The following is a 19908-nucleotide window of genomic DNA, read 5'->3' on the forward strand; positions in this document are numbered from 1 at the left end:
CCGTGTCTCCTCCCGGCTCAGGCGTTCGACTCCTCACGGTATGCCCCCGCCTGTACGACTGCCCGGCCGGGTCCCCCCACGGGCGCGTCGGCCGCCGCGGAGGGCGGGGTCAGCCGTCCGCCCGCCGCGTCGACTCCCGCAGCACCACATGGGTGCCCAGCACCAGATGCTGGCCGTCGGGCAGCTCGTCGCGGTGCAGGGCCAGGCGGACGGCGGCGCGGCCCAGCTCCTCCTGGGGGACGTGCACGGTGGTGAGCGCGGGATACACGTCGCGGGCGACCGGGATGTCGTCGTACCCGGCGACCGCCACATCGTCGGGGATGCGCCGGCCCGCCTCGCGCAGGGCCTGGACCACCCCGGTGGCGATCATGTCGGTGGCGGCGAAGATCGCGGTGAACTCCCTCCCGTCGTCCAGGAGTTCGCAGGTGGCCCGGTAGCCGTACGAGCGGGAGAAGGCACCGTCGAGGATCAGGGCGGGATCCGGGGCCAGGCCGAGGAGTTCGTGCGCCCGGGTGAAGCCGCGGACGCGCTGGCCGCTGGTGGACAGGCCGGGGACCCGGCCGAGGTAGGCGATGCGCCGGTGGCCGGCGGACAGCAGATGGGTGGTCAGGGCGAAGGCGCCGCCCTCGTTGTCGTAGTCGACGACCGTGGCGGGCACTCCCGGCCCGAGCGGCGGGCGGCCGACCAGGACCAGCCGGGAGCCGGCCCGGTCGAGGGCGTGCGCGAAGTGGGTCATGCGGTCCTGGTAGGCCTTGTCCTCCCAGGCCCCGCCGACCACGATCACCGCGTCCGCCCGCTGCTCGCGCATGGTCTCGACGACGGCGAGGATGCGGCGCGGGTCGCCGTGCGTGGTGCACAGCATGCACAGCCGGCCCTCCGCGGAGGCCTGCTCCTCCACCCCGCGCGCGATGTGGGCGTAGAAGGGGCCGGTGACGTCGTCGACGACGAAGGCGACCGTCTTGTTGGTGGCGCCGCCGAGGGCCCGGGCGTGCGCGTTGACCACGTAGTCCAGTTCGCGCATGGCCTTGAGGACCCTGGCGCGGGTGGTCTCGGCCACCGGGTAGGTGCCGCCGAGGACGCGGGAGACGGTCGAGGCGGAGACCCCGGCGCGGGCCGCGACGTCCCGTACGGTCGAGGTGTCGCCGCCCGCCGTCTGCGTCCGCCTGGCCGTGGTCACGCCGCCCGCTCCAGCACGGTGTGGTCGATCGCGTACGCCAGCCCGCTTCCGTTCACGAGCCGTTCGGCCTCGTCCACGACCGTCTGTCCGAGGCGGGCCACCTCGTTGCCCTGGGAGCCGGCGAGGTGGGGGGTGACGAAGGCGTTGGGCAGGTCGAAGAGCGGCGAGCCGGCGGGCAGCGGCTCGGGGTCGGTGACGTCGAGGATGGCGCTCACCCGTCCGGTGCGCAGCTCGGTGACCAGGGCGTCGTGGTCGACGAGCGAACCGCGCGCGGTGTTGATCAGGACCGAGCCGGTGGGCATCAGGGCGAGTTCGCGGGCGCCGAGGAGGTGCCGGGTCTCCGGGGTCTCGGGGGCGTGCACGGTGACGATGTCCGAGGTGCGCAGCAGTTCGCCGAGCGTGAGGAGGGGGACGCCGAGCCGGGCGGCCTCCGCCTCGTCGACGTAGGGGTCGGCGAGAGTCACCCGCAGGTCGTAGGGGCGCAGCAGCTCGATCAGCCGGCGGCCGATGCGGGAGGCGCCGACGATGCCCACGCGGCGGCCGTAGTTGCCGATGCCGGGGAGGATGTCGCCGTAGGGGAATTCGCGGCGGGTGCGGAGCTGGTCGCGGTAGCCGAAGACGTCCTTCCCGGCGAGCAGGATCATGGCGAGGGTGTACTCGGCGACGGGCAGCGCGTTGGCGGCGGCGGCAGAGGAGACCGCGATGCCGCGCTTGAAGACCTCCTCGGTGGTGAAGCCCTTGACCGAGCCGGCCGCGTGCAGCACCGCGCGCAGCCTGGGGGCCGCGTCGAGGGCGGCCGTGTCCAGGCGGGGGCAGCCCCAGCCGGTGATGAGGACCTCGGTGCGGGCGAGCGCCTCCCGGATCCGTGGGTCGGTGAAGTCCCGCGCCACCAGAGTGGGATCGATTTCTACGTGCTCGCGCAGCCGCGCGAGCACCTCCGGCGGGAAGATGTGCGGCACGTTCTGGTCCGTCATGGCGAACAGTGCCTGGGGACGCTCGGGCAAGGAAGTGGCCTTCCGGCTCGGTGACGCATGGATAGCAACCGGTCTCTACGGTAGGCGGCGGCGAATGAGAGGGTCAATGGACACGCAGTCATGGACACGCAGTCACCGGGAGGGGCAGGGATGACTCAGGCGGTCACCAACTGGGCGCGCAACATCACCTACACGGCCAGGGAGTTGCACCGTCCGCACTCGCTCGACGCGCTGAGGGCCCTGGTGGCCGGGAGCACGAAGGTGCGGGTGCTGGGCAGCGGGCACTCCTTCAACACGATCGCCGACCCGGGCCCCGACGGCGTCCTGCTGTCGATCGCCGGTCTCCCGCCGGTGCTCGACGTGGACACCGCGGCCCGCACGGTACGGGTCTCGGGCGGCGTCCGGTACGCGGAACTGGCCCGCGCCGTCCACGCGCACGGCCTCGCCCTGCCCAACATGGCGTCGCTGCCGCACATCTCGGTGGCGGGTTCGGTGGCGACCGGCACGCACGGCTCCGGGGTCGGCAACGGGCCGCTGGCCGCGGCGGTGCGCGCGGTGGAGCTGGTCGTCGCGGACGGGTCGACGGTGACGTTCGCGCGCGGGGAGGAGGGCTTCGACGGCGCGGTGACCTCCCTGGGAGCGCTGGGCGTGGTCACCGCGCTGACCCTGGAGCTGGAACCGGCGTACGAGGTGGAACAGCACCTGTTCACGGAACTGCCGCTGGACGGGCTGGACTTCGAGGCGGTGGCGGGGGCCGCGTACAGCGTGAGCCTGTTCACCGACGCCCGGGCGGCGGGATTCCGGCAGGTGTGGGTAAAGCGGCGCACCGACCAGGCGCCGGTGGACTTCCCGTGGGCCACGCCGGCGACCGTGGCACTGCATCCGGTGCCGGGCATGCCGGCGGAGAACTGCACCGGGCAGTTCGGGGTGCCGGGGCCGTGGCACGAGCGGTTGCCGCACTTCCGGGCGGAGTTCACGCCGAGCAGCGGGGCGGAGTTGCAGTCGGAGTATCTGCTGCCGCGGTCGTCCGCCCTCGATGTGCTGTCTGCGATCGACGGGATACGGCAGACCGTGGCCCCCGTACTGCAGACGTGCGAGGTGCGGACGGTCGCCGCCGACCGGCAGTGGCTGAGCCCGGCCCACGGGCGGGACTCGGTGGCCGTCCACTTCACCTGGCTCGAGAACGCGGCGGCGGTGCTGCCGGTGGTGCGGCGGGTGGAGGAGGTGCTGGACGCCTTCGAGCCGCGGCCGCACTGGGGGAAGGTGTATGCGATGTCGGCATACGATCTCCGTCGACGGTATGCACGCATCGCCGACTTCCTGGCGCTGGCCCGCTCCCTGGACCCCACCGGCAAGTTCACCAACGCCTTCGTGCGGGATGCCCTCGGCACCTGAAGAGCGGCGGACTTTATAAAGCCCCTTTCCTAACCCCTTGTCGAAAGTCCCCGCAGACCATAATCTTGCGCCGCGCCGGTGCCGACGTGCCCCGGCCGCCTGAGCTGAAGGGACTGGGGGCAACCCTGTGAAGCGCACATCACGTGACATCCGCACCGCGAACCGCTACGAGGTGCTGCGCCAGATCATCGCCCACTCGCCCACCTCCCGGCAGGAGCTGGCGGCCGCCACCGGGCTGAGCCTGGCCACGGTCGCCACGCTCGTCGGTGAGCTGCTCGAGCTGCGGATGATCACCGAGGTCGGGTTCGAGGACTCCGCGGGCGGCCGCCCTCGGGGTCTCGTGGCCGTCAACGCGTCCGGGGGCGCGCTGATCGGCGTGGACATCGCGGAGACGTACGTCCATGTGGAGCTGTTCGACCTCGCGCTGAACGTGCTCGCCCGCGCCGACGAGGACATGCGCCCCGGCGAGAGCCTGCCGGCGCAGGTGGTCAGCCATGTCGCCGCCGCCGTCGGCTCCGTGGTCGCGCAGGCCGGCATCGAGGGCGCGCGGGTGCTCGGCGTCGGGGTGAGCGTGCCGGGGCAGGTGGACCGGGACACCGGCGTCTCGGAGTACGCGCCCAACTGGGACTGGCACGACGTACCCCTGCTCGACCTGCTGTCCGAGGTCATCGCCTACCCCCTCTACCTGGACAATCCGCTGCGCGCCGGCGCGGTCGCCGAGATGTGGTTCGGGGCGGCACGCGGGCGCGGGGACACGGTGGTGGTCAACCTCGGGACCGGCGTCGGCGCGGGGCTCGCGCTCCATGGCGGGCTGTACCGGGGAGTGAGCAACAGCGCCGGCGAGTGGGGCCACACCACGCTCGTCCTGGACGGGCGGCTGTGCCGCTGCGGCAACCACGGCTGTGTGGAGGCCTACGTCGGCGCGCCCGGCATCATGCTGAACCTGCGGGAGCTGAGCCCGCAGAGCCCGCTGCTGCACCCCGAGGACCAGACCGCCACCATCGACGCGCTGGCCCGCGGCGTGGAGGCGAGCGATCCCGTAGCCCTCAAGGTCGTGAGAGAGACGGCCCGTTACATCGGCGCGGGCATCGCCAACCTGGTCAACGTCCTCAACCCCGAAGTGGTCGTGCTCAGCAGCTGGGTCGCCCGCAGGCTCGGCGAACCGCTGCTGCACGAAGTGCGCGAGGCCGTCGCACGGCACGCGCTGAAGCGGCCGTTCGCCGCCACCGAGATCGTCCTCTCCCCCATTCCCACCGATCCGGCATGCCTGGGCGCGGCGACGTTCGCGCTGGAGGGTGCCCTGCAGTCGGTGGGACAGAGGACCGCTAAACGCACCACCCCCGCAAGGAGCCGTACCGCACCACCTTCATGACGACGGAAGGGATGCACATGCCTCACCCCCATCGCAGCAGACCGGTTCTTCTGACCGCCGCGGCGGCGCTCGCCGTCGCGGGACCCCTGATATCCGCTCCGCCCTCCTCGGCCGCCACCCCCACGGCGGCCGAAGTCTCCCCACACGCCGCCCAGACGATCGACGACATCGGTGCGTCGGGCGCCTGGTGGGTCAACGACCTGCAGCACTTCTCGCCCAAGGTCCAGGCCCGGGTGGCGAAGCTCCTGTTCTCCTCCAAAGGGCTGGACCTGAGTTCGTACCGCTACAACATCGGCGGTGGCGGTGTCGCCGTCACCACGCCGGCCCGGGCCGCCGAGGACTTCCTGAAGTCCGACGGCAGCTACGACTGGAGCAAGGACAAGGGCGGCCGGACGTTCCTCGACTACGCCGCGAAGTACGGCGTCGAGGACCTGATCGGCTTCGTCAACAGCGCGCCCGCCCAGTGGACGACGAACGGGCAGAGCTGCGGCGGCCAGTTGAAGGCGGAGAACGAGTCGGACTTCGCCAAGTACGTCGCCGACGTCACCGACCACTTCGCCCGCACGGGTGCCCGGCTGGACTACATCAGCCCCTTCAACGAGCCGGACAACAGCTTCGCGGACTGCGGCCAGGAAGGCATGCCGGTACCGGTCGACCAGCGTGACGACATCGTGCGCGCGCTGGGCGCCGAGCAGAGGGCACGGCACCAGAAGACCGGCATCATCGCGGACGAGTCCAGCAAGACGACGCAGTTCACCTCCGAGCTCCCGCAGTGGATATCGCAGCCGGACACCGCGCAGTACGTGTCGGCGCTCGCCCACCACACGTACAACAACCCCAGCGACGGCCAGCTCGGCAACGTCTACGAGACGGCGAAGTCGGTCGGCACGAAGTCCTGGGCCACCGAGATCTGCTGCTTCGGCAAGGGCTCGACGGGCTGGAACCAGGAGTACGACCCGACCATCGACAACGCCCTGCTGATGTCCCGGATCGTCTACAAGGACTTCGCGAGCTCCCACGACTCGGCGTTCCAGTGGTGGGTGGCGCTCGCGAGCGGGTACGGCAGCGACCCGTCCGCGAGGAACGACGAGGGCTGGAACGACGGCCTGATCTACTACGACCCCGACTACGCGACGAACGGCAACCAGACGCTGTACTTCACCAAGCGGTACTACGCGCTCGGCCAGTACAGCAAGTTCGTGAAGCCGGGCTCGGTCGCCCACAACGTGACCGGGGCGCCGGCCGGCGTGGAGGTGTCGTCGTACGACCGGGACGGCAAGTGGGTCGTCGTGGTCAACAACCACAACACCACCGACACCGCCCTGAACCTGCACTTCAACAACAAGGCACCCAAGCGGGCCAGGGAGGCCGTCCGCACCTCGGCCACCGAGGACTGGGCGGACGTCGCCAAGCCGGCCGTCAGTGACGGCACGGTGTCCACCACGCTCGCCGCCCGGTCCGTGACGACGTACGTCTTCGACCAGAAGGGGCACGCCGAATCGGCCGTGACCGGCGCCTGGCAGGGCAAGCAGTCCGGCAAGTGCCTGACGGCGAACTCCACCGGGGCCGCGATCAGCACCTGCACCGGCGAGGCCGGGCAGTCGTGGTCGTACGACGCCAGGGGCGCCCTGAAGGGCCCGAACGGCTATCTGACGGCCGGGAGCGCCGGTCTGACGGCATCGGCCGCCTACACCGGTGACGCGAGCCAGCGCTGGCTGCTGAACGCCAACGGCCAGATCCTGAGCAAGGCGTCGGGCAAGTGCCTGGACGTCAGCGGACAGGCGACCGCCGACGGCAGCAAGGTGGTCCTCTACAGCTGCAACGGCGGCTCCAACGAGGTCTGGAACAGGGCCTAGCCACCCCCCGACCGAGGGCCGCCGGCCAGCCCCCCGACCCGGCGGCCCTCAACCGCACTGCCCTTCACCCTTGTTCGCGATTCCGAACCAGACACAACGCTTCGAACAGACTTCGTCCAACCCCTTGCCGAAGCCTTAGCCGAAGGTTAACGTCCGGCACCGCAACAACAGCTTTTGAGCCACATCGCGCTGAGCCGTAGAGCCGCAGCCGCACTTCGAGACAAGGACGTCAGCATGTCGGCAATGAGCAGCAGCAACTGGGACCGCCGTTCGATCTTCAGGGCCGCCGCGGGCCTGGCCGCTGCAGGCACGCTGGCCGCGTGCGGCGGCAACAACGGCCGTGGAGGCGGGAGCGGCTCGGGCAAGCAGCTCGTGCAGTACTTCCACGCGTACGGCGAGGCGGGCACCGAGCAGGCCATCAAGCGGTACGCGGCGGCCTACAAGAAGGCCAACGTCAGCACCAACTGGGTCACGGGCAACAACTTCGAGTCCGCGCTCTTCGCCGCCCTGCTCACCAAGAAGGCCCCCGACGTCTTCGAGTTCCACCCGCAGCTGCAGATGGTCAAGAGCGGCCAGGTGGCCGACCTGACCGACCTCATCGACCCGGTCAAGGACGACTTCAACCAGAACGACATCAAGTCGCACACGGTCGACGGCAAGATCTACGGCATCCGGATGATCGACGACCCGCAGTTCTTCTACTACCGCAAGTCGATGCTGGAGAAGGCCAAGGTCGACGTCCCGACCACGCTCGACGAGCTGCTCGAGGCCGCCGCCAAGCTCACCACCAACAAGGTCAAGGGCGTCTACCTCGGCAACGACTTCAGCGCGATCCAGAACGCCCTGATCTTCTCGGCCGGCGCCAACACCCTCGACGAGAAGAACCAGATCGCCTACCACACGGACGGCGTCGTCGAGGGCCTGAAGAAGCTCCGGACCCTGTTCACGAGCGGTCACGTGCTGCTGGACGCCCCGACCGACTGGTGGGACCCGTCCGCTCTCGACCAGGGCCTGTGTGCCATCCAGTGGGGCGGCATGTGGTCCATGCCGGTGATGCAGAAGACGCTCGGCGACGACCTCGGCATCTTCCCGTTCCCGAAGATCGGCAGCGCCGGCAAGCAGTCGGTCTACAACGGCGGCTGGTCGGTCTTCGTCAACGCCAAGGGCAAGGACGTCGACGCGGCCAAGGAGTACGTGAAGTGGCTGTGGATCGACCAGAAGCAGTACCAGGAGGACTGGGCGCTGTCCTACGGCTTCCACATCCCGCCGCGCGCCTCGATCGCCGCCCAGGCCACCAAGCTCAAGTCCGGTCTGCCGGCTGAGGGCGTGAAGCTCTTCACCGACTTCGGTCACTTCGACAACATCGCCTGGGACCAGACCATGCAGACCGCGTTCACCGACGTGATCGCCTCGTCCGTCCGTAAGAACGGCAACCCGGAGGCCGCGCTCGACACCTGTGACAAGAAGGTCAAGGTCGAGCTGAAGAAGCTGTTCGGTTAGGCCCGAGCGGACCACGAACGGACCACGACATGTCGACCACCACCAAGCTCGGGGTCGCCCGGACCCCCGCCCCGGCCAAGGCCTCCAAGGCCCGGCCGGGGCGGGGCCTGCGGGGCAACCCGACGTTCAACTTCTGGCTCTTCACCGGGCCCTTCCTCATCGGCCTGGTGATCTTCGTCTTCGTGCCGATCGTCTGGAGCGTCTGGCTCAGCTTCTTCGACGCGCGGTACACCGTCACGCCGAGCAACTTCATCGGCTTCGACAATTACAAGCAGATCCTCACCAACAGCGACTTCCCCGACTCGCTGGTGACGTTCACCGTGTTCGCCGCGTTCATCGTGCCGACGACGTGGGCGCTGTCGCTGGGGCTCGCGCTGCTGGTGCACCGGCTGCGGTTCATGCGGGCCTTCTTCCGGTCGGTGTTCTTCCTGCCGACCGCCGTCTCCTACGTCGCCGCCGCGCTGATCTGGAAGATGTCCATCTTCACCGGTGTCCGCTTCGGTCTGATGAACACCTTCCTCGGCTGGTTCGGCGTCGACAACATCGCCTACCTGTCCGACCCGAGCCCGCCCTGGTACTGGGTGGTCATCGTTTCACTGCGGCTGTGGATCCAGGCCGGCTTCTACATGATCCTGTTCCTGGCGGCGCTGCAGAACATCCCGGCGGAGCTGTACGAGGCCGCCGCCATCGACGGCGCCAAGCCGGGCTGGCAGACCTTCCGGCACATCACGCTGCCCCAGCTGCGGGCCACCTCGACCGCGGTGATCCTGCTGCTGCTGATCGCCGCCTACCAGGCGTTCGACGAGTTCTTCAACCTCATCGGGCAGAAGGCGACCTGGGCCCAGACACCGCTCATGGTGCTCTACAAATCAGCTCTCGGCACGAGCCAGGACTACGGCGCCGGCAGCGCGGGCGCGGTCATCCTGTCCCTGCTCATCTGCCTCGTGACCCTGCTGCAGGGCAAGTTCATGGGCTTCGGAAGGGGGGACGAGTCCAAGTGACCACCACCGCACCTCAGGCCGGCAAGCAGCGCAACAAGGGCCGGGGCGTCCTCGGCAACACGGGCCTGTACGTCGCCGTCAGCGTCGCCGCCCTGTTCTTCCTGATCCCCTTCTACCTGATCGTCCGCAACGCCCTCTCCACGGACCCGGAGATCACCGGCGAGAACTGGAAGCTGCTCCCCTCCTTCCAGTGGGGCAACATCACCGAGCTGTTCGACGACCCGACGGTCGAGTTCGGCAAGTCCATGGTGAACTCGCTGGTCATCGGCGTCCTGACCACCTTCGGCACCCTCCTGGTGTGCTCCCTGGCCGGCTACGGCCTGGCCCGCATCCCCTACAGGCACGCCAACAAGGTCTTCTACCTGGTCCTGGCGACCCTGATGGTCCCCACGGCCGTCACCTTCGTGCCCAGCTTCGTGCTGGTCTCGTCCCTCGGCTGGGTGGATACCTACCGCGGTCTGATCATCCCGGGCCTGTTCAGTGGTTTCACCTGCTTCCTTTTCCGGCAGTACTTCCTCGGGTTCCCGAAGGAGCTGGAGGAGGCGGCACGCGTGGACGGGCTCGGCTACTGGGGCGCGTACTGGCGGATCGTCGTACCCAACTCGCTGAACTTCTTCGCGGCGATGGCCACGATCACGTTCATCAGCGCGTGGAACGCCTTCTTGTGGCCGCTGGTCATGGCTCAGGACCCGAGCTCCTGGACGGTCCAGGTCGCGCTCTCGTCCTTCATGACCAACCAGACCGTCAACTTCCACCTCATCTTCATGGCCACCGCCATCTCCATCCTGCCCCTGCTGTTCGTGTTCCTCTTCCTCCAGCGCTGGCTGGTGCAGGGGATCGCGCAGACCGGCATCAAGGGCTGACGCCCGCCGTCCCGACCTGCCTCTGAAGACCTGGAGACCGATGTCTTTCCGCACTACCACGGCCATCGACTACGTCGAGGACGTGTCGCCCGGCAGCGGGGCTCTTCCGCCCCGCGCCTGGTACGCCTCCTCGGATGCGAAGTCACTTTCCCTGAACGGCGGCTGGCGGCTTCGTGTGTCGCCGACCGCCGACGCCGAGGACGACTCGTTCGCCGAGGAGGGGTACGCCGCCGAGGGCTGGGCCGAGGTCACGGTCCCGGGTCACTGGGTGCTCCAGGGCGACGGCGCGTTCGGCCTGCCCATCTACACCAACCACCTCTACCCCTTCCCGGTCGACCCGCCCCGGGTCCCGACCGAGAACCCCACCGGTGACCACCTCCGGTACTTCGACCTCCCCGAGGGCTGGGACCTTCAGGACGGCGGAGCGGTGATCCGCTTCGACGGCGTCGAGTCCTGCGCCCGGGTCTGGCTGAACGGCACGGACATCGGCGAGTTCAAGGGTTCCCGGCTGCCGCACGAGTTCGCGGTCGGCCATCTGCTGAAGCCCGCCGGCAACGTACTGGCCGTCCGGGTCCACCAGTGGTCGGCGGGTTCCTACCTGGAGGACCAGGACCAGTGGTGGCTGCCGGGCATCTTCCGTGACGTGACGCTGCTGCACCGCCCGGCGGGCTCCGTCCTCGACTTCTTCGTGCACGCCTCCTACGACCACACCACGGGCGAGGGCACCCTGCGCGTCGACTCCGATGTCGACGGGCGGGTGACCGTGCCCGCCCTGGACATCGATGTCGCGACCGGCGAGCCGGTGACGGTGCCGGTCGAGGCATGGACGGCGGAGACGCCGAAGCTGTACGACGGTGTCCTGGTCACCGAGGGCGAGCGCGTGCCGCTGCGCATCGGCTTCCGCACCGTCGAACTGGACGGCGGCCTGATCAAGGTCAACGGAAAGGCCGTCCTGTTCAAGGGCGTCAACCGGCACGAATGGCACCCGGAGAAGGGCCGCGCCCTCGACCTGGAGACCATGCGCGAGGACGTGCTGCTGATGAAGCGGCACAACATCAACGCCGTCCGCACCTCCCACTACCCGCCGCACCCGGCCTTCCTCGACCTGTGCGACGAGTACGGGCTGTGGGTGATCGACGAGTGCGACCTGGAGACGCACGGGTTCACCGAGCAGGAGTGGCGGGACAACCCCGTCGACGACGACCGCTGGACCCCGGCGCTGCTGGACCGCGCCGCCCGCATGGTCGAGCGCGACAAGAACCACCCGTCGGTGGTCATCTGGTCGCTGGGCAACGAAGCGGGCACCGGCCGCGGCCTGACCGCCATGGCCGAGTGGATCCACGGCCGGGACTCCTCGCGGCTCGTGCACTACGAGGGCGACATCAACTGCCGTGACACGGACATGTACTCACGCATGTACGCCAGTCACGCCGAGGTCGAGGAGATCGGCAAGGACCTGGACGGCGGCACCCACAAGCGCCGCGAACTCCCCTTCATCCTCTGCGAGTACGGCCACGCCATGGGCAACGGCCCCGGCGGCATCGCCGACTACCAGCGGATCTTCGAGGCGTACGACCGGCTCCAGGGCGGCTTCATCTGGGAGTGGATCGACCACGGCGTCAAGGACGAGCGGTACGGCTTCGCGTACGGCGGCGACTTCGGCGAGGAACTGCACGACGGCAACTTCGTCTGCGACGGGCTGATCTTCCCCGACCGGCAGCCCACCCCCGGTCTGATCGAGTACAAGAAGGTGATCGAACCGGTCCGGATCGAGGGCGACCTCGCCAACGGGACCGTGCGGATCACCAACAAGCACGACTACGCCGACCTGTCCGCGCTGGCCTTCGAGTGGTCGTTCCAGGTGGACGGCGAGACGGTCGAGTCGGGCCCGCTGTCCATGCCGGTGCTCGCCGCCGGCGAGTCGGCCGACGTGAAGCTGCCGGAGCCGCCCGTGGCCGGAAGCGGTGAGACGCAGTGGACGGTACGGGCGTCGCTCGCCGCCGACACGGCGTGGGGGCCGAAGGGCCATGTGGTGGGCTGGGGACAGTTCGCCGTCTCCGCCCGGCAGGCGCCGTCCGTCGCCGCCACCGGCCGGCCCGTGCTCGGCGACGGGGTCATCACGCTGGGCCCCGGCACCTTCGACGCCCGCACCGGGGCGCTGCGTTCGGTGGGCGGGGTGGAGGTCACCGGTCTGCGTCTCGACGTGTGGCGGGCGACCACCGACAACGACGACGGCGCGGCCTGGCAGACCGACATCCGCCACGCCGAGGTGTGGCGCAAGCTCGGCCTGCACCGCGTGCGGCACCGCCTGGACGGGGTGGAGACCGGCGAGGACTCGCTCACCGTGCGGACCCGGGTGGCACCGGCCGCCTGGGAGGTGGGGCTGTCGACGGTATACCGATGGACGTCCGACGGAGATCGTCTACAGCTGACCGTGTCCGTGACGCCGGAAGGCGACTGGACGGCGCCGCTGCCCCGGCTCGGCATCCGCTTCGGGCTGACCGGCGCGGACACCGACGCGGTGACGTGGTTCGGCGGCGGCCCCGGCGAGGCGTACCCGGACACCCGGGCGGCGTCGATGGTCGGGCGCTGGCAGTCGACGGTCGACGGTATGCAGACACCGTATGTACGTCCGCAGGAGAACGGCGCCCGCGCCGACGTCCGCTGGGCGGAACTCGGCGGACTGCACATCGAGGGCGACCCGGAGTTCTTCTTCAGCGCCCGGCGCTGGACCACCGAGCAGCTGGACGCCGCGACCCACCGCACCGACCTCACCCCGGGTGAGACGGTGTGGGTCCACCTCGACCACGGCCAGCACGGCATCGGCTCCGCGTCCTGCGGTCCCGGCCCGCTGCCGCAGTACTACCTGCTCGCCGAGCCCGCCGAGTTCTCGTTCGTCTTCTCGCGGTCCGGACGGGCGACGGGGGCCTGACGGCCCGGCACGGTTCCTGAAAAACACGATCCCACGCACCCGCGTACGACAAGGCGCCCCGTAAAAGGAGTGGCGCCGGTGACGTACGCGGGTGTGGGCTTGTCCCGTTCCGCTTTCCGTCCCACCCACCCCGCCCGCCCTCGCCGTCGAAGGAGACATCTCTGGCCATGAATGTGACCGGTAACATCGAGGTTCGCGGTCTCTCCCGCACCTTCCACACCACCGTCCGCCGCCCCGGTTTCGCGGGCGCCCTCAGGTCCCTGGTCAACCCCGAGCGGGTCGCCAAGCACGCCGTCTCCGACATCTCCTTCGACGTGGCCCCGGGTGAACTCCTCGCCCTGCTCGGCCCGAACGGCGCGGGCAAGTCCACCGCCATCAAGATGCTGACCGGCATCCTCACCCCGACCGCCGGCGAGGCGCGCGTCGCGGGCGTGGTGCCGTACGAGGAACGCGAGCGCAACGCCCGCAACATCGGGGCGGTGTTCGGGCAGCGCACCCAGTTGTGGTGGGACCTGCCGGTGCGCGAGTCCTTCGCGATCCTGCGGGACATCTACGAGGTGCCGCAGGCCGAACACGCTGCCCGGCTGAGGGAGTTCGACGAGCTGCTGGAGCTGTCCTCGTTCTGGGACACCCGGGTGCGTCACCTCTCCCTGGGGCAGCGGGTGCGCTGCGACCTCGCGGCGGCGCTGCTGCACGACCCGCCGGTGGTGTTCCTGGACGAGCCGACCATCGGCATGGACGTGGTGGTGAAGGAGCAGGTGCGGGAGTTCCTGCGCAACCAGGTCGAGGAGCGCGGCCGCACGGTCCTGCTGACCACCCACGACATGACGGAGGTCGAGCGGCTGGCCGAGCGCGTGGTGCTGATCAACCACGGGCGGCTGATGCTCGACGGCACTCTCGACGAGATCCGCCGCACGTTCGGCTCGACCTGGCAGGTGCGGGCGACGCTCGCCGACCCGCACGCCGTGGCCGAGCCGCTGCCGGGGATCGCGCTGGTGCGCCGTGAGGGAGCGCAGGTGGTGTTCGGCCCGGACGGCGCGGACGCCCCGGCCGTCCACCAGGCGCTGAAGCTGGTCGTCGAACGGTACGAGATCACCGACATCGCGATCGACGAAGCGGACCTCGAGGACGTGATGCGGGCGGCGTACGCGTCGCACGCCGACTTCGAGACGGAGACGGTGTGATGGCCGTCCTGCACGGCTGGCGCGCTGCCCGCGTCACCCCGCTCGGCGAGCTGCTCACCCCGCCGCGGATCACCGGAGCCCTGCTCCGGCTCACCGTGCAGGTGGTGCTCGTGGCGTCCCTCTGGCGCGGTCTGTACGCGCAGACCGGCACCACCGCGGGCCTCGACCGCGGGCAGGCGGTCACCTACGCCGTCCTGGCCGTCCTCGCCTCCCGGCTGCGGGAACTGGACCAGTACGCGGGCCGGGACACCGTGATGCAGCACATGCACTTCGGCACCATCGTCTACTGGTACCTGCGCCCGCTGCCGCCCCAGCGCTACTACGCGATGCGGGCCCTGGGCGAGCAGCTGTACGGGCTGGCCTGGGCGTCGACCGGATACCTGGTCTGTCTGGCGGCCGGGGTGGTGGAGCCGCCCGAGTCGGCGGCCGTCGCCGGGGTGTTCGCGCTGAGCCTGCTGCTGGGCCAGTGGGTCCTGTACTACATCATGCTCGTCATCGACCAGCTGTGTTTCTGGACGCTGCGCAACGGCGCCGCCATGCTGATCCTGATCTTCGCGCAGAACCTGCTGGCCGGCGTGTACGCGCCGCTGTGGTTCTTCCCGCACTGGTTCATCGCGATGAGCGGCTTCCTGCCCTTCCAGGCCACGCTGAGCGTGCCGCTCTCGCTGTACGTGGGCCGTATCCCGCTGGCGGACGCGGGCGCCCAGCTCGCCGTCCAGGCCGGCTGGGTGGTGGCCCTGCGGTTCCTGACCCGGTTCCTGTGGCGGCGGGCCGGCCGCCGTGTCGTCTCGCAAGGAGGCTGATGAGCGTGAACGCCGTCCGGATCGCCTGGCGCATCACGCGCCTCAACTTCCGCGCCCAGCTGGAGTACCGCTCCGAGTTCCTGATGATGATCGCGATCGGTGCGGTCTGGCAGGTGGCGGTGATCGTCTTCGCGACGGTGCTGCTGACCCGGTTCACCGGGATGGGCGGCTGGGACAGCAGCGACGTCCTGCTCATCCCGGCGACGCGGATGCTGGCGCACGGTCTGTTCGTGCTGTTCCTGGGCCGGGTGCACGGTCTGGGCCGGTTCATCCAGGAGGGGAAGATCGACGGGTACCTGCTGCGTCCCATGCCGGTCCACCGCCAGGTCCAGCTGCAGTACTTCCCGACCAACGCGATCGGCGACCTGACGGTGGCGTCGGGTCTGATGGTGGGCGCGCTGAGCCGCAGTGACCTCGACTGGACGGCCGGCCGGATCGCGTACCTGGTCGCCGCCGTGCTCGGCGGGATGCTGCTGGAGGCGGCCCTGTTCACGGTGGTGGCCTGCGCCTCGCTGCGCTTCCCGGCCGCCGACTACTGGGGCCGCTGGCTGGAGGAGCTGCTCGGCACTTTCGGCAGCTACCCGCTGAACGTCCTGCCGAAGGCGGTGGGCGGCTTCCTGACGTTCGGCCTGCCGCTGGCGTTCGTCGCCTACTTCCCGGCGGCGGTCCTCACGGGCCACGGCCACCACGCAGGGGCCCCGTACTGGCTGGCGGCCGCGTCACCACTGGTCGGTGCGGTCGCGTACCTGCTGTCCAGGGTGCTGTGGCGGTGGAGCCTCGATCACTACACGGGGGTGAACGGATGACGGTCGATCATTCACAGTTTCCCCAACAGGCCTTGTGCGTCACCGCCGTTGGCATCAACCTGAGCATCGTTCATCTTCCTCCCACTCTCCCCCGAGCGGAGACACCCCCACCATGAGAAGACTCATCGGCACCCTCGTAGCCGGCACGCTCGCCCTGGCCGGGCTCTCGGCCACGGCAGCGGCTCCGGCCCAGGCGGACTCCGCCGCCGCGTCGGGCACGTTCAACGTGCTGACGTACAACGTCGCGGGCCTCCCCGAGGGCCTGAGCTCGAGCCACCCGGCGACCAACACACCCCTGATCTCGCCCAGGCTGGCGCCGTACGACATCGTGAACGTCCAGGAGGACTTCAACTACCACGCGGCCCTGTACGCGGGCGACGACCACCCCTACCGCACCGCGACCAGCGGTGGCGCGGCCTTCGGTGACGGTCTCAACACCCTGTCCCGCTACCCCTTCGACGACTTCGAGCGGGTCAAGTGGAACGCCTGCACGGGCACCAACTGCCTGACCCCGAAGGGCTTCACGCTCGCCCGGGTGCGGCTGGCCGAGGGTGTCTACGTCGACCTCTACAACGCGCACCCCAACGCGGACGACACCGACGACGCGCTCGCCGCCCGCCGCGCCAACATCGCGCAGCTCTCCGCCTTCATCCAGGCCAACTCGGCCGGCAACGCCGTCATCGTCATGGGTGACACGAACACCCGTTACACGCGCACCGGCGACAACATCCGCACGCTCGTGGACGACAACGGGCTCACGGACGCCTGGGTGAAGCTGGTCAAGGGCGGCACGGCCCCGGCGCAGGGCGCGGACCCGCTGGTGTGCCCGACCTCGGCCCCGACGAACGACTGCGAGGTCGTCGACAAGGTCCTCTACCGGAGCAGCCCCCTGGTGTCCCTGAACGCGACCCGCTACAACGACGAATGGGCGTCCTTCCTGGACTCCTCCGGCGGCAACCTCTCCGACCACTTCCCGCACACCGTCGGCTTCTCGTACACCCTCAGCTCCAGGCTGCGGGCCAGTGACTTCTTCGGCGGTCCGCACGGCACGGCCTTCAACGACGCCGACGACCTGCCGTCCGCCGTCTCCCCCCGCACCCTGACCCTGCGCGGCGGCACCCGCCTGGACGCGGTGTCCCTGACCCACGACGGCGGTACGGTCCTGTCCCACGGCGGTACGGGCGGCACGGCGGCCTCCCTGACCCTCGCCTCCGGCGAGCACCTCACCTCGGTGAAGCTGACCGAGGGCCAGAAGGACGGCCGCACCCGGATCTTCTCGGCCGCGTTCACGACCGACAAGGGCCGCAGCCTCTCCTCCGGCACGGCGACCACCGACGCCACCACGTTCACGGCCCCGTCCGGCTGGCAGATCGCCGGCTTCACCGGCCGCTCCGGCGACGAGATCGACAAGCTGGGCGTCCTGTACGCGCCGATCGACTGAACCCGCTGAGCCACTGAACCTAGATGCCCTAGGATCACACCTAGGCAACCTAGGAGGTGTGGTATGGCTCGCGTCGGACTCACCGCCGACCGCCTGGTGGCGGCCGCGGCCGAGCTCGCCGACGAGGCGGGGTTCGAGAACGTCACCCTGTCCGCGCTGGCCCGCCGCTTCGGCGTGAAGGACGCGAGCCTGTACTCGCACGTCAGGAATCTGCAGGACCTGCGCACCCGGCTCGCGCTGTTCGCGGGCGGCGAGCTGGTCGACCGGATCGCGGCGGCCGTGGCCGGCCGGGCCGGGAAGGAGGCGCTGGCCGCCTTCGCGGGGGCGTACCGGGAGTACGCCCTCGAACGGCCCGGCCGGTACGCCGCCACCCAGATCCGCGTCGACCAGGACCTCGTCGCCGACTCCCCCGCCATGCGCCGCACCGCCGAGGTCACCTACGGCATGCTGCGCGCCTACGGCCTCGACGAGCCCGACCTCACCGACGCCGTACGCCTGCTGCGCAGCACCTTCCACGGCTACTGCGCCCTGGAGTCCACCGGCGGCTTCGGCGCCTCCCGTGACGTAAAGGCCTCCTGGGACAGGGCGATCGACGCCCTGCACGTCGCCCTCGCGCACTGGCCGCGGGAGGGGAACAGCCATGGCTGAGCCGCACTACGACGTCACCGGCAGCGGGCCCGTCCTGCTCGTCGTCCCCGGCGGGGCCGGTCATCCGATGGGCCTCGGCCCGGTCACCGAACGGCTGGCCGAGCGGTTCACGGTGGTGACGTACGACCCGCTCGGCCTCGCCCACGGACGGCTCGGCTGCCCGGTCGCCGACCAGCGGCCGGCGGACTGGAGCGACGGGGCGGCCGCGGTGCTGGAGGAGGTGCTCGCGGCGGGCGAGTCGGCGTACGTCCTCGGGACCAGCTCCGGCGGGATCGCGGCCCTCGACCTGCTCGCCCGGCACCCCGGGCGGCTGCGGCACGTGGTGGCGCACGAGCCGCCGTGCGTGACGCTGCTGCCGGACGGTACGGAGCAACGGGCCCGGCTGATCGAGGGGTCGCGGGCGGGACAGGCGTCGGCCGAGGGGCCCATGGCCGTGTTCCTCGCCCACGTCCTGGAGCCGTTCTCCGCGTACGCGCCGGCTTTCACCGCCTCCCCCGGCCGCCTCACGGTGGCCGCCGGGGCCGATTCCCGGGGCCAAGTCCTGTACGACACCGCCGCGTCGGTGGCCGAGCGGACCGGCGGGAACCTCACCGAGTTCCCCGGCGGGCACCTCGGCGCCCTCGAACATCCCGTGGCGTTCGCCGACCGGGTCACCGAAACGCTGATGCCGCCCCGCTGAAGGCGCGGTCAGCTCGGCCGGCGCACCAGCGCCTGTACGGCGTCGTACGAGGGCGTCGTGCCCGGCGGTGTGCGCCCGCCGGCGATGTCGGCCATCGCGTCCAGCGCGGCGCCCAGCGCGCGGCGGTAGAGCAGGGAGCCGAGGCTGATCCGGCTCACCCCGAGTTCGGCGAGGTGGGCGACGGTGGGCCCGGACGGTGAGTAGAGGATGTTGAGGGGGACGTCGAGGTGCCGGACCAGGGCGGTGATCCGCGTCGGGTCGGTCAGGCCGGGGACGAACACGCCGTCGGCACCGGCCTGTCGGTAGGCGTCCAGGCGGGGCAGCGTGCCTTCCCCGTCGGCCAGCCAGTACGTGTCCGTGCGTGCGTTCACGAACAGGCCGGGCGCGGCCGACTTGGCCGCCGCGATCTTCGCCGCGTGCCGGTCGGCCGGGCCGTTGCCGTCCTCCAGGTTGATCCCGACGGCGCCGCAGGCCCACAGCTCGCGCGCCAACTCCCCCACCTCGTCCGGGTCGTCGCTGAAGCCGCCCTCCGCGTCCACGGACAGCAGGAACGGCCCGGCGCCGAGGGCCAGGGCGAGCCGCAGGGTCTCCTCGCGGGTCGCGGCGGCACCGTCGGGCAGTCCCGCCGCCGCCGCGACGGCGAGGCTGGTCGTACCGATGGCCGCGTAGCCCTGGGCCGCGAGGGCCGCCGCCGAGGCATGGTCCCAGGCGTTGGGCAGGAGCAGGGGCTCGCCCGGGCGGTGCAGTGCGGCGAACGCCGTCACGACAGGTCTCCCACGGCGTCGGCGTAGTACGTGGACCCGTTCAGGTGGTGGGCGAGTTCGCGGAAGCTCCAGCCCTCGCCGGGCGAGGCGTCGAGCTGCTCGCCGGTCAGTGCGTCCAGGCGGTGGGCCCAGATGCGGGCGAGGCGGGTGAGGCGGCTGCGGGCCTCGTCGAGGTCCTCGGCGGTGAAGGGCGCGAGGTCGGCGGCGGTGGTGACGGTGGAGGCGTGCCAGTGGTCGGGCTGGGGCTGGGCACCCGCCAGCCGGGACTCCAGTTCCGCCAGGTGGTCGATCAGGTGGTCGGCCACCCGGCGGATCGCCTTGTGCGGGGTGTAGACGCGGTCGTCGATGTGAGCGGGGGTGCCGTCCCAGGCGGTCCAGGTGGCGGCCAGGGCGAGCACGTGGTCGACCATGGCGGTGACGTGCCGGGCCGGTGTGTCGGGTGCGGTGACGGACGTAGTGACAGGTGCGGTGTCGGTCATGCTTCGACGCTAGGCGCGGATCGCTTCGGTCGCA

17 protein-coding genes are annotated in these 19908 nt (G+C 70.4%); 13 read left to right on the plus strand and 4 right to left on the minus strand.

The window, feature by feature from the left end:
- Positions 1-109: 109 nt before the first annotated feature.
- Both ACH45E_RS24205 and ACH45E_RS24210 read right to left on the minus strand, forming a co-directional pair.
- On the minus strand, positions 110-1177 hold the full coding sequence (locus tag ACH45E_RS24205) for a LacI family DNA-binding transcriptional regulator (RefSeq protein ID WP_361451812.1): 1068 nt from the start codon (positions 1175-1177) through the stop codon (positions 110-112).
- Positions 1174-2181, minus strand: a complete 1008-nt coding sequence (locus tag ACH45E_RS24210; protein WP_361451809.1) for a hydroxyacid dehydrogenase — start codon at positions 2179-2181, stop codon at positions 1174-1176. The genes ACH45E_RS24205 and ACH45E_RS24210 overlap by 4 nt, the downstream gene beginning before the upstream one ends.
- A 120-nt stretch (positions 2182-2301) precedes the next feature.
- On the opposite strand from ACH45E_RS24210, the gene ACH45E_RS24215 reads away from it, so the two are divergent.
- The 13 genes from ACH45E_RS24215 to ACH45E_RS24275 all read left to right on the plus strand — a co-directional run bounded on the left by ACH45E_RS24215 (position 2302) and on the right by ACH45E_RS24275 (position 18631).
- Complete coding sequence (locus tag ACH45E_RS24215) at positions 2302-3546, plus strand: FAD-binding protein (protein ID WP_361451806.1); 1245 nt, start codon at positions 2302-2304, stop codon at positions 3544-3546.
- 127 nt (positions 3547-3673) lie between these two features.
- Positions 3674-4918 (plus strand): ROK family transcriptional regulator, encoded by a 1245-nt coding sequence (locus ACH45E_RS24220; protein ID WP_361451803.1) that lies wholly within the window; start codon positions 3674-3676, stop codon positions 4916-4918.
- Between the two features lie 11 nt (positions 4919-4929).
- Complete coding sequence (locus ACH45E_RS24225) at positions 4930-6774, plus strand: glycoside hydrolase (RefSeq protein ID WP_361451903.1); 1845 nt, start codon at positions 4930-4932, stop codon at positions 6772-6774.
- Positions 6775-7008: 234 nt separating this feature from the next.
- On the plus strand, positions 7009-8274 hold the full coding sequence (locus ACH45E_RS24230; RefSeq protein WP_361451800.1) for an extracellular solute-binding protein: 1266 nt from the start codon (positions 7009-7011) through the stop codon (positions 8272-8274).
- A 29-nt stretch (positions 8275-8303) separates the two neighbouring features.
- Positions 8304-9275: a sugar ABC transporter permease gene (locus ACH45E_RS24235; RefSeq protein ID WP_361451797.1), complete on the plus strand. Its 972-nt coding sequence runs from the start codon at positions 8304-8306 to the stop codon at positions 9273-9275.
- The gene (locus ACH45E_RS24240; protein ID WP_361451794.1) at positions 9272-10138 is read left to right on the plus strand and encodes a carbohydrate ABC transporter permease; all 867 of its coding nucleotides are present in this window, start codon (positions 9272-9274) and stop codon (positions 10136-10138) included. The genes ACH45E_RS24235 and ACH45E_RS24240 overlap by 4 nt, the downstream gene beginning before the upstream one ends.
- A 40-nt stretch (positions 10139-10178) precedes the next feature.
- Entirely contained in the window at positions 10179-13070 is a 2892-nt protein-coding gene (locus ACH45E_RS24245) for a glycoside hydrolase family 2 TIM barrel-domain containing protein (protein ID WP_361451791.1), read from the plus strand.
- 173 nt (positions 13071-13243) lie between these two features.
- Positions 13244-14254: an ATP-binding cassette domain-containing protein gene (locus ACH45E_RS24250; RefSeq protein WP_399041461.1), complete on the plus strand. Its 1011-nt coding sequence runs from the start codon at positions 13244-13246 to the stop codon at positions 14252-14254.
- Positions 14254-15057 (plus strand): ABC-2 family transporter protein, encoded by an 804-nt coding sequence (locus ACH45E_RS24255; RefSeq protein ID WP_361451785.1) that lies wholly within the window; start codon positions 14254-14256, stop codon positions 15055-15057. Before ACH45E_RS24250 ends, ACH45E_RS24255 begins: the two co-directional genes overlap by 1 nt.
- A complete protein-coding gene (locus ACH45E_RS24260; RefSeq protein ID WP_361451782.1) occupies positions 15057-15863 on the plus strand; it encodes an ABC-2 family transporter protein in 807 nt (268 codons plus the stop codon). Before ACH45E_RS24255 ends, ACH45E_RS24260 begins: the two co-directional genes overlap by 1 nt.
- A gap of 112 nt (positions 15864-15975) precedes the next feature.
- Complete coding sequence (locus ACH45E_RS24265) at positions 15976-17304, plus strand: jacalin-like lectin (protein ID WP_361451779.1); 1329 nt, start codon at positions 15976-15978, stop codon at positions 17302-17304.
- 63 nt (positions 17305-17367) lie between these two features.
- Positions 17368-17952: a TetR-like C-terminal domain-containing protein gene (locus tag ACH45E_RS24270; RefSeq protein ID WP_361451776.1), complete on the plus strand. Its 585-nt coding sequence runs from the start codon at positions 17368-17370 to the stop codon at positions 17950-17952.
- Positions 17945-18631: an alpha/beta fold hydrolase gene (locus ACH45E_RS24275; RefSeq protein WP_361451773.1), complete on the plus strand. Its 687-nt coding sequence runs from the start codon at positions 17945-17947 to the stop codon at positions 18629-18631. The genes ACH45E_RS24270 and ACH45E_RS24275 overlap by 8 nt, the downstream gene beginning before the upstream one ends.
- Positions 18632-18639: 8 nt before the next feature.
- Here the strand turns inward: ACH45E_RS24275 and ACH45E_RS24280 are convergent, their stop codons facing one another.
- Both ACH45E_RS24280 and ACH45E_RS24285 read right to left on the minus strand, forming a co-directional pair.
- Positions 18640-19395: an isocitrate lyase/phosphoenolpyruvate mutase family protein gene (locus ACH45E_RS24280; protein ID WP_361451770.1), complete on the minus strand. Its 756-nt coding sequence runs from the start codon at positions 19393-19395 to the stop codon at positions 18640-18642.
- Positions 19392-19874, minus strand: coding sequence for a hypothetical protein (locus ACH45E_RS24285; RefSeq protein WP_361451767.1), 483 nt, complete (start codon positions 19872-19874; stop codon positions 19392-19394). Before ACH45E_RS24285 ends, ACH45E_RS24280 begins: the two co-directional genes overlap by 4 nt.
- Positions 19875-19908: the final 34 nt, after the last annotated feature.

It is taken from the genome of Streptomyces sp. NPDC020299 (assembly GCF_044387825.1).
Taxonomy (GTDB): domain Bacteria; phylum Actinomycetota; class Actinomycetes; order Streptomycetales; family Streptomycetaceae; genus Streptomyces.